The sequence below is a fragment of the Collinsella aerofaciens genome (assembly GCF_039758965.1).
GTDB lineage: Bacteria > Actinomycetota > Coriobacteriia > Coriobacteriales > Coriobacteriaceae > Collinsella > Collinsella aerofaciens_BR.
Window position 1 is genome coordinate 1 of sequence record NZ_JBDMSL010000037.1, and the last position, 8,741, is coordinate 8,741.

General features: G+C 60.6%; 7 protein-coding genes. 2 read left to right on the forward strand and 5 right to left on the reverse strand.

Features of this window, described 5'->3' with window-relative positions:
• Nucleotides 1-212 precede the first annotated feature (212 nt).
• Nucleotides 213-650, forward strand: a complete 438-nt coding sequence (locus ABHU32_RS09670; RefSeq protein ID WP_006235921.1) for a universal stress protein — start codon at nt 213-215, stop codon at nt 648-650.
• A gap of 202 nt (nt 651-852) precedes the next feature.
• Here the strand turns inward: ABHU32_RS09670 and ABHU32_RS09675 are convergent, their stop codons facing one another.
• From ABHU32_RS09675 to purH, 4 genes are all read right to left on the reverse strand, one after another.
• Nucleotides 853-1,896, reverse strand: a complete 1,044-nt coding sequence (locus tag ABHU32_RS09675) for a sensor histidine kinase (protein ID WP_346979782.1) — start codon at nt 1,894-1,896, stop codon at nt 853-855.
• 9 nt (nt 1,897-1,905) lie between these two features.
• Nucleotides 1,906-2,577 carry a response regulator transcription factor gene (locus ABHU32_RS09680; RefSeq protein ID WP_215693267.1) on the reverse strand — a complete coding sequence of 224 codons (672 nt, stop codon included), beginning with the start codon at nt 2,575-2,577 and terminating at the stop codon, nt 1,906-1,908.
• A gap of 183 nt (nt 2,578-2,760) precedes the next feature.
• Nucleotides 2,761-3,468: a hypothetical protein gene (locus ABHU32_RS09685; protein WP_346979783.1), complete on the reverse strand. Its 708-nt coding sequence runs from the start codon at nt 3,466-3,468 to the stop codon at nt 2,761-2,763.
• Between the two features lie 105 nt (nt 3,469-3,573).
• A complete protein-coding gene (gene purH / locus ABHU32_RS09690; RefSeq protein WP_346979784.1) occupies nt 3,574-5,181 on the reverse strand; it encodes a bifunctional phosphoribosylaminoimidazolecarboxamide formyltransferase/IMP cyclohydrolase in 1,608 nt (535 codons plus the stop codon).
• 277 nt (nt 5,182-5,458) lie between these two features.
• Here purH and ABHU32_RS09695 point away from each other — a divergent pair, with 277 nt between their 5' ends.
• The gene (locus tag ABHU32_RS09695) at nt 5,459-6,100 is read left to right on the forward strand and encodes a GNAT family N-acetyltransferase (protein WP_148332653.1); all 642 of its coding nucleotides are present in this window, start codon (nt 5,459-5,461) and stop codon (nt 6,098-6,100) included.
• A gap of 492 nt (nt 6,101-6,592) precedes the next feature.
• On the opposite strand, the gene ABHU32_RS09700 is transcribed toward ABHU32_RS09695, so the two are convergent.
• Nucleotides 6,593-8,536, reverse strand: a complete 1,944-nt coding sequence (locus tag ABHU32_RS09700) for a DUF2207 family protein (RefSeq protein WP_346979785.1) — start codon at nt 8,534-8,536, stop codon at nt 6,593-6,595.
• Between the last annotated feature and the right edge of the window lie 205 nt (nt 8,537-8,741).

Here is an 8,741-nt window from a genome sequence, read left to right on the forward strand (position 1 = left end):
GGGGCCGCGGGGGCGTTCAGCTAACTGCGGGAACGGCCTATCCGCTCAAAGTGTTCGGCTGAGATCGGAAATCAACCGTTCACAGAATTGCGAGCGGTCAAACCGAAATCCTTGGGTATAACTGCAACAAGATAAAGTGTCCGGCGGCCAACGCGCCCGCGCCCGCCCGACGCACGAGCCCCGCGCCCGTGCGATAGACCAAGGAGGAAACCATGAACGAGGGCTACACCAAGGTATTTGTTTCACTCGACGGTACTGAACAGCAGGATTTTGTGCTCGCACGCGCCATCAAAGTCGCCGCGAACAACGGCGCTAAGCTGATCATCGGCCACGTCATCGATTCCACGGCACTCGAGAGTGCCGGTTCCTATCCGGTCGATCTGGTCAACGGCCTAGAGGAGGCATTTAAGAACTCCATCGCCAAGCAGCTCGAAGAGGCCAAGGCCAATCCCGACATTCCCGAGGTCGAGGTCATGATTCGCGCCGGTCGTATTCGCGAGACGCTCAAGGACGAGATGCTCGACGTGGTCAAGCCCGACCTGGTGCTCTGCGGCGCTCGCGGCCTGTCCTCGATCAAGTATGCGCTCCTGGGCTCGATTTCGACGTTTTTGCTGCGCAATACGGACTGCGACATTTTGGTCGTGAAGTAGGTTCCTTCCCGTCGGCGCAAGGCCTGCGGGGTTATCACGCCGACGTCCTCGCCGCTTCGCGGCTGCGGGATGTCGGCTTAGATAACCCCTCCCGGCCTTGCGCCTTCGTCACCATACTTCAACGAGTTGGCTGATAGAAAAACGGCGTGCCGCCCCGTTTGGGACGGCACGTTTTTGTTTGGGTGGGCGTCTACCGCGTGCGTTACTCGAAATATTGAAACTTATTCGTTGAAAACGCGAATGTTACGACGAAGCCTTCGCCGGGCTCGGATGCTGCGGTGACGTCGATGCCCATCTTGGAGCACAGGCGCGCCACCAGGTAGAGGCCGATGCCCGTTGCACGCTTGGTGGTGCGGCCGTTGTCGCCGGTAAAGCCCTTCTCGAACACGCGCGGCAGGTCGGCCGCGCTCACGCCGCAGCCGTTGTCCGCGACGGTAAGCTCGATGCGCTCGCTCGCCAGGCCCTCGTCCAGCAAGGCACCCGAAAACACGATCTTTGCGCCGTCCTCACGCGCATATTTAATGCTGTTCTGAATGAGCTGGCCCAGAATAAACTCGAGCCACTTCTCGTCGGTAAAGACCTCGAAGTCGAGGTTCTCGCACACCGGAGCCATGTGCGCCGCGATGAGCTCGCGGGCGTTGGCTTTAATCGCACCCGTCACCAAGGTCTTAAGGTCCCAGCGACGAATCAGGTAATCGCGCTCCACAACCTCCGAGCGCGCATAGTAGAGCGCTTGGTCGATATAGCGCTCCACGCGGGCAAGCTCGCGACCGAGGTCATCTACGCGCGACAGATCATCTTCGCTGCCGTCCAGGTTTTCCAAAATCAGATGGGCTGCCGCCAGAGGCAGCTTGGCCTCGTGGACCCAGCTCTCGATATAGTCGCGATAGCCAACGGTCTGACGGCGGCCTTCCGCCACCTCATCGCAAGCGGCTTTGCCCACCCGGCGCAAGACCTCGTATTCGAGCTCGCCCTCGGCATAGGTCGGGCATTGCACCATCTCCTGCACCCATGCGGGACTCTCGAGCTCCTCTGCCGCGCGCTCCAACTGACGCAGAAAACGGCGACGGCGAACGTACTCGATCACGATGCCGAGCATACCGAAGATAAAGGACACGCCGACCGCCACGACCACGATAGAAACGGGTGCGCCGGCGACCGTCAGCACAAAGCAGCTCAGCAGCACGCCGCACGTCCACACGGCGACGGGAAGCAGCGCATCTTTGAAGAATTTGGCAAACGACATAGCCGGCCCCTAAACCGAATAGCCCTGGCCGCGGTGCGTCGTCAAATACCCCTTGATGCCGATTTTTTCGAGCGTGGTGCGCAGGCGGTTGATGTTGACGGTGAGCGTGTTGTCGTCCACGAAGGCGTCGGAGTCCCACAGGTCCTGCATGATGGCCGAGCGCGAAACAATCTTGCCCGCGCGGCTCAGAAGCAGCGAGAGGATACGCAGTTCGTTTTTGGTGAGCTCGGTGCTGGTACCGGTTTGCGTATTGGTGACCATGGAGCGTGCGAGGTCGAGCTCCAGTCCCTTGTGGACGAGCGTGCTACGCTCGCCCGCCGCCGCGGTGCGGCGCAGCAAGGCATTGATGCGCGCCACGAGCACACGGGCGCTATAGGGTTTGGGAACAAAGTCGTCCGCGCCGAGCGTCATGGCCATGACCTCGTCGATCTCGGTCGTGCGCGACGTGAGGACGATGATGGGAACCTCGGATTCGCGGCGAACCTCGTGGCAGATATGCTGGCCGTCCTTGACGGGAAGCGTGAGGTCGAGCAGCACCAGGTCGGGCGCGGCGGCGAGAATATCGCGCGAGACGTGCTCAAACGATTCGCAGGCCTCGATCTCAAACCCGGCGCGGGCAAGGATGTCGATAAGCTCACGACGAATGGGCTCGTCGTCCTCAACGACATAGATCAGCGCCATGTATCCTCCCATTTCGCGTAACTTGCACCTTTCACACCATTATGCCCACAGCGTCGCGAGTACACGCCTCGCGCGGTGCCAGGTGACAGAACTGTTCGCGAGCGGGGCCGTTTTGTCCGCCTCGCACTCGCAGCGGTGGCGGGGACCAAAATGATTCTTTAATCCCCGTCCCAGAAACATCATTTAGCGGCGGGCACGAAGCTTTTCGTAGCCTTCGGCGAAGAAGGCGACCGTGGCGGCGTCGGAGTCGGCGGCGTCGGAGTCGGCGGCGGCAACCACACCGTGCTCGTCGCTCACCAGGAACAGGGCACCCTTGAGCTGCGCGGGAATATCTACGCGCGTGACCGGGATGCCCTTGGTCTGGGCCAGCTGCTCGATGAGCGTCGCCGTGCCGCACAGGCACTCGTCCGCTGGCGCCACAAAGGCCAGCTCGCCGTTATCGACGGCGGCGAGCAGCTCGGGCGCCACGCCGGTTTCGTCGGCCTCGGAGCGGGCCTCGGCGGAGCGGGCACGTAGCGCCTTGGCCGACGTATCGGCCAGCGGTTCGTACTCGCCCACCGTCATGGCGGCGTTACCGTTGATGTCGATCACCAGCATGAGCACGCCATCGTGCGCGGTATAGTCGCCCTCGGCTAGTGACCACTCAACGTGCTGTTTGGCCCAGCTGAGCATGTTATGGGTAAGTGGCTCGCCCTGCACCAGGCGCTCGGACAGTGCGCGAATGTGGCGGTTGAGCATGGGCACCTTTTTATTGGACATGCGCCAACGGCAGATAAGCGCGGGCTTGTCGAGCGTAAACTTCTCGACCGCCTCCTGATTGGCGCAAAAGTCCTCGTACGCACGCTGATCCTCGGCATTGCCAAACAGCTCGGCATCATCAATCTGGGGCATGGTTGTACCTTTCGTGTTAGTCATTCCGTCCTCTTATACCAAAAAGACGGCCCTCCAAACGGAGCAGCCGCCTTTTGCAGAGATTATTTTGTCCCGGGGCGAAACTTAGTGACGGAAATGCCTGGCACCGGTGAAGACCATAGCGATATTGTGTTCATTGCAGGCCTGGATGCTCTCGTCATCGCGCTTGGAGCCGCCGGGCTGGATGATGCAAGTCACACCGTGCTCGGCAAGCACGTCGACGTTGTCGCGGAACGGGAAGAATGCGTCGCTTGCGCAGGCAAAGCCACCCTTCTCCACGCCCTCACGCTCGCAAAAGTCCTCGGCGCGTTCGCAGGCAAGCAGTGCGGAGTCAACGCGGTTGGGCTGACCCGGGCCCATGCCAATGCCGGCCTTGCCCTTGGAGACCAGGATGGCGTTGGACTTAACGCCCTTGCAGACCTTCCAGGCAAACTCGAGCTCGGCCATCTCGGCGTCGGTGGGCTTGCGGTCGGTAGGGAACGTAAAGGTCGCGGGATCCTCGGTCACGTGGTCGACCTCCTGCACCAGCATGCCGCCGTCGACGGAGCGCAGCTCCACCTGGGCGCCGTGGTCCACGCCGCCGGTCGCCAACACGCGCAGGTTGGGGCGCTTGGCCATGCGCTCGAGCGCCTCGGCGGTGTAACTCGGGGCGATGATGACCTCGACGAACTGCTTGTTCTGATCGGCAAAGTGCTCAACCAGATCAAAGGGAACCTCGCGGTTGCAGGCGATGATGCCGCCGAAGGCGCTCTTGGGATCGCAGGCGAAAGCGCGGTCGTAGGCAGCCGTGATGTCCTCGGCAACGGCGGAACCGCAGGGGTTCTGATGCTTGAGGATCACGCAGGCAGGCTCGTCGAACTCGCGGACCAGGTTCCAGGCGGCGTCGGCATCCAGATAGTTGTTGTAGCTGAGCGGCTTGCCCTGGATCTGCTCGGAGCCCACGAGCGGGAACTGCGAGCTCGCGGTGTTCTCGCAGCCCTCGGCAAAGCGGTAGACCGTAGCCTTCTGCTGCGGGTTCTCGCCATAGCGCAGGTCGTCGACCTTCTCCAGCGAGATCTCGAGCTTGGCAGAGGTGTCCGCCACGTCGCTTGCCTGGGCGGCAAGCCAACGGGAGATAGCCGTGTCGTAGGCGGCGGTGGTCTGGTAGACCTTCACCTGCAGGCGACGACGGGTGGAAAGCGTGGTGCAGCCACCGGTCTCGTGCATCTCGGCCAGGACGGCGTCGTAGTCGGCCGGGTCGGAGATAACGGTAACGCTCACGGCGTTCTTGGCGGCAGAGCGCAGCATGGAGGGACCGCCAATGTCGATGTGCTCGATGGCGTCCGCAAAGGTGACCTCGGGGTTGGCGACGGTCTTCTCGAACTCGTACAGGTTGACGACGACCAAGTCGATCAGCTTAATGCCGTGCTGAGCGGCCTCCTGCATGTGCTGCTCGGAATCGCGGCGGGCCAGCAGCGCGCCGTGAACCTTGGGGTGCAGGGTCTTAACGCGGCCGTCCATCATCTCGGGATAGCCCGTGAACTCCTCGATGGGGGTTACGGGAACGCCCGCGTCCTCGATGGCACGAGCCGTGCCGCCCGTAGAGATGATCTCGACGCCAAAGTCATCGACCAGCGTCCGTGCGAAATCGACGACGCCCGTCTTATCGGTAACCGAGATCAACGCGCGTGCGATCTTCACATCAGATCCCATGCAGTCCTCCTGTCTGGTACGCCGCCGTGCTCTGTGAGTCGGTGATACGTCGATCTGCAGCGCTCGCGCAGCGGCATTGAAAATACTGATTCAATGTAGCGCATCGAGCGCATCGATGCACCCCGCAACGGGCGCATGTGCAGAAAAAGTTTGCGAGCAGAGGGGATGGGCACGGCACCGGGCACGGTGAGTTCATGGAACACAGGGGCACCATAATTAGATGCCAATAGCGTGGTAGAACTGTGCTCGATATGCATCCGCAAAAGAAAGAGGCACCATGGTCTCGCGGGTTCTCTACCGACCGTTTGATACCGAAGACTTTGACGCCATCGCGCTGATTCTGCAACAGCTTTGGCATAACAATTCGGATAACGATGAGTACAACCGCCTTGAGGCCGCATGCGACCTTGCCTATTGCCTTTCGTCATCGACGTTTTCGCAGGTTGCGGTGATTGACGGCGAGGCGCGCGGCATTGCACTTGCACGCGCAGGACAGAACTCCGGCGTCACTATCAACGAGCATTGGATGGATACCGAACGCGCGCTGCTATCGCAGATGCGTGAGCTGGAGCCTGATGCCTGCGCCGAGTATCTCTCGTTTGTGCGCGCAACCATCCGAACCAACAACCGCCTGCTCGAGAGCAGCCCGTTGCCGCACGACAACGAGGTCACGCTGCTTGCCGTGGATCGCGATGTCCATGGCCTGGGCGTTGGCACGGTTCTGCTCGATGCCGCGGTCTCGCACCTGTCCTCGCTTGGAGCGACGAGGGCGCACCTGTACACCGACTCCAACTGCTCGTGGAAGTTCTACGAGCTGCACGGCTTTAAGCGCACGGCCACGCACCGCGCCAACCGCGAAGAGCGCCGTCACGACATGCCGCGCGAAAGCTTCCTCTACGAACTCGATCTAACAGCCTAAACCCGGCAGTTAGGGACGTTCCTTTTGTGCCGGCACCCCGGGACACTCCTTGGCAGCAACCGCACCTAGTCGTTGGGGACATTCTTGGGTAGCACAGTCGACGAAACCCTCGTTGGCGTCGCCCTATAGAGGGGTCTGCAAATAGCTGTGGGCAAAAAACATCAAATATGAGTACTGTTACCTTTTTAGTAGCAGCGATTTGGGGCATTTTAGAGGCTTTTAGACATAGCAGCCAGTCAGGCGAGCTGACGTATTTCCACAAATGTTCAATAAAATGGGCCCCTAACGAGAGATAATCTCATTAGGAGCCCATTATTTAGTGCAAATATATGTCACTATAATGGCAACAGTACTCATATTTGGCATTTTTTGCCCACTGCCCCCTGTGTGGGGATCCGTAACGGAAAGATAGACCCATTTCAAAGCATAAAAATGGGATAGATTTTCCGCCAACAGTCGCCGGAGAAGATCCATCCCAAAAATCAGAGCGCGCTAGAACGTTCCGCCGCCGCCTCCGCCGACGCCGCCGCCTCCGCCGCCAGAGAAGCCGCCGCCTCCGCCGCCGCTCGAGCTATCGGAACTCGACGCCAGCTCACGGATGGTCTCGTGATACACGTCATCGAATGAATCGAGCGGGGACTCGGTACCGTAATGATGGTAGTACCACCAGTAGCAGGGGTAGTTGTCGTAGAAATCGTCGCTGTTGCGCAGGTCCGCAGGCACGGCCTCGGCCAGCTGTCGCAGCACTTCTTTCGAAACGCCCAGGGCAACGCCCATCACCAGCAGCTTGTTCCACAGCACCAGATCGCCCGGGACGGCTTCCTTTAGACGAGTGAAGTCCTCGAGCCAATGCTTAAGTGCCTTGCAGCGAGCCGCCACCTCGGCGCCCTCCGGCGTAAAGCGGCGGAACGTAAGGCCCACGCCGATACCCACCAGCACAATCGGCACCGAGATAACCGCGGCGGTAATGTTCGCCTGTGCGCCATCGGTAAAGAAAATGGATCCCACGGGAACAAAGGCAATCAGGATACCAAGAACCAGGCAAAACACCATTGCAACAATGCCGTCCGAGGCAACGTACTCGCTATCGGCCAGCTTGCCCTTAACGGTGTTCTGATAGTCCTCGAGCTTATCACCCACGGGTGTAGCGTGCTGCTTGACGTAGTGCTGCAGCTCGTCGAACGTGCGCGAACGGTCACCGTTCTCGTCAGGCTTAGCACCGGCAAAGAAGACCTTGAGCACCATGTGGTCAATGCCCTTGGCCGACTTCCAGCCCGCATCACTCACCGTCACGCGATACGTCTGCTCTTCTTTTTCACGCCCCAACAGACCCTTCTTGGCCTTGGTCACGGTCGCCTGCTCCAGCTTGATCACACGGTCGTCAGTGAGCTTCATGAGCGTGGCGATATATGCCTGATCGGGCACCTCGTTCCAGCTCATGAGGGCCGAAAGCACGGCGGGGTGGTCGGCCGAAGGCACATCGCGGAAATATTCGTCCTGGAAAAGCGGCTTGGGCTTACGGCGGCGCAGCTTAAGCACAACGATTGTGCCGGTAAAGGCCAACGCCGCGACAACACTTAGCACGGCAAGTGCATTGGCAATCATGCGAGCGTGAGCGCGGCGGGCGTTAGCTTCGTCGGCCCATTCCTTCTCTTCGCTCAGGATCGTTGACATGCGCTCTTCGCCCGAGGCGGCAAGCTGCGGCACCCAGTCGCTGGGGAAGGCGATGCGTGCCTCGGCGAATTCGCCCTGATGCACGCAGGGAATGGTATAGGTGACCATGGGCTCGCCCTCATCGAGCGACACGTCGCCCGTCAGCGGACCGTGGCCCCATGCGCGGAAGTTATCGCCCTTGACGGCCGCCGTCCCGGCAGCGGCATTCGCGAAGCACACTTCCATCTCGACGTCATCGGAATCCGCAGACCAGCCGTCGCCCACAAACTTCCAGTAGAGCTCGGCGGTATCGGCCCAGTTCATAACCGCACCGGTCATGGTGTAGCTCACGTAGTAGATTGCGCTGTCGCCGCTCTCGTGAGGGCTGAACACCTTAATCCTTACGCCGTCACCGGTCTGCTCGACCGTGTAGACGCCAGAGTCGCCCTTGTTCGCGCTATCGACTTTGTTAAACGCGGTGTCCTCTTCCTCGACACTCAGCACGTCGACGCCCGCCGTGCCGCCCTGCTGGTTGGAGCCCGTATTGATCTCCCAAAACACGCCGTTGATGTCGTCGTCGAAATCAAACTGGCGTCCCTCGACAACACTCAGCGAGCCATCGGCCTCGACCGTGGCACCGATATAGGTTTGGGTCATGGAGTAGCCGTCGGCGTGCGCGGCGACAGGCAGCAGCAACAACGCAAGCGTGACGAGCACGCAGACGGAAGCGAATCGCGCAAACAGGTGGCGCTGCCGGCTGACTTTGGCGGCGAGGGTGTTCATAGGCACATCCTTTGTCTGTAAAACCAACAGCGCCATTGTCCCACGTTTGCAGGTACGCATGGCGAACATCTAGGCGACCGGAGCGCCAAACGGGATGAAAGTCACACCCGCACCCCGGCAGCTAGTCATTGGGTGTTCCTATAGTTTTGTCAACCGTCGGGGCTACTCCCGGTAGGGCACCCGGTCGCGCATCACGGCGTATATC

What these genes read in the sequence shown, in the direction of transcription:
- ABHU32_RS09670 (WP_006235921.1), top strand. Translation starts at nt 213, where the DNA reads ATGAACGAGGGCTACACCAAGGTATTTGTTTCACTCGACGGTACTGAA.
- ABHU32_RS09675 (WP_346979782.1), bottom strand. Translation starts at nt 1,896, where the DNA reads ATGTCGTTTGCCAAATTCTTCAAAGATGCGCTGCTTCCCGTCGCCGTG.
- ABHU32_RS09680 (WP_215693267.1), bottom strand. Translation starts at nt 2,577, where the DNA reads ATGGCGCTGATCTATGTCGTTGAGGACGACGAGCCCATTCGTCGTGAG.
- ABHU32_RS09685 (WP_346979783.1), bottom strand. Translation starts at nt 3,468, where the DNA reads ATGCCCCAGATTGATGATGCCGAGCTGTTTGGCAATGCCGAGGATCAG.
- purH (WP_346979784.1), bottom strand. Translation starts at nt 5,181, where the DNA reads ATGGGATCTGATGTGAAGATCGCACGCGCGTTGATCTCGGTTACCGAT.
- ABHU32_RS09695 (WP_148332653.1), top strand. Translation starts at nt 5,459, where the DNA reads ATGGTCTCGCGGGTTCTCTACCGACCGTTTGATACCGAAGACTTTGAC.
- ABHU32_RS09700 (WP_346979785.1), bottom strand. Translation starts at nt 8,536, where the DNA reads ATGAACACCCTCGCCGCCAAAGTCAGCCGGCAGCGCCACCTGTTTGCG.